At 65.8% G+C, this 1,193-nt stretch carries 1 protein-coding gene; it reads left to right on the plus strand.

Annotated elements, in window-relative coordinates; translation table 11 throughout:
• Positions 1-1,144 (plus strand): MCE family protein (locus tag ACIRS4_RS37880; RefSeq protein ID WP_404204767.1); only part of this gene is annotated, 1,144 nt, incomplete at its 5' end.
• Positions 1,145-1,193 lie beyond the last annotated feature (49 nt).

Genomic DNA, 1,193 nt, shown 5'->3' on the forward strand with positions numbered 1-1,193 from the left:
TGTTCCCGGACAACTGGTTGTGCTTCGCGCAGGTGAACGAGGGGTGCCACCAATGATGCTGAAACGAATCGCCCAGGCGGCCATGATCGGTGTGGCGGCCGCCGCCGTCGGCTCGTGCTCGCTGGTTCCGCTCGGAGTGAAGGACGCCGCGGGCCAGACCCAGCACTTCACCGCCGACTTCCTCAATATCGCGGGCATGTTCGAGGGCAACCCGATCACCGTGCTCGGCCTCGAGGTGGGCCGGGTCGACAAGATCGTGCCCAAGGGCCAGTACGTCGAGGTCCACATGACCGTGGACAAGGGCGTCGACATCCCGAAGAACGTTCAGGCCGCGCTGGTTTCGCCGTCCATCGTGACCGACCGGCACATCGAGCTCACCCCGCGCTACACCGGCGGTGACAAGCTGCGCGACGGCGCGCACCTGACCACCCAGCAGACCAAGACCCCGGTCGAGCTGGACACCATGATCAAGACCATCGACTCGTTCGCCGCCGCGCTGAAACCCCAAGAGGGACAGGACGGCATCGGCCCGCTCTCGGGCCGGGTGCTCTACCCGATGATGAACGGCAACGGCGAGAAGATGCGCGATGTGCTCAACTCGCTGTCCGGGGCGTTGAAGACGGGCCTGGACAACAAGGACGCCATCTCCACCATCATCATCAAGCTGAACGAGCTGACCACCATGCTCGCCGAGAACGATGATTCGGTGCGCGGGTTCAGCAACAAGATCACGCAGATGACCGGGCTGCTGTCCGAGCAGGCCCCCGGCCTGCAGGCCACCCTCGATCAGCTGAACGGCTTCCTGGCCAACACCAGTGGCGCGTTCTCGCAGTACTCCGATCAGCTCAACGGCACCCTCACCGGGCTCACCGCGGTCACCAAGCAGCTGCGCGACAACGCGGCCGGCGTGACCGAGGTGGTCGACGTGACGCCGCTGCTCATGCAGAACCTGGACCGCTCGGTCAACCGGCAGGGCAACTTCATTCGCCTGCACGGCCTGATCGGCACCGCGCTCTCGGGCGAGCTCATCAGCGTGTTCTGTGAGCGCGTCCAGATGCGGGCGGACGGCTGCCGGACGGGCAAGATGGAGGATTTCGGACCCGACTTCGGTCTGATGGCGGCGGCGCTGGGGATGACCAAATGAGCAATCGAATGTCGGCCCTCCGGGGTGAGCGCACCGGCCGCCGGGCGCG

Origin of the sequence: Streptomyces sp. NPDC101166, assembly GCF_044768125.1 — a bacterium.
Lineage (GTDB): Bacteria > Actinomycetota > Actinomycetes > Streptomycetales > Streptomycetaceae > Streptomyces.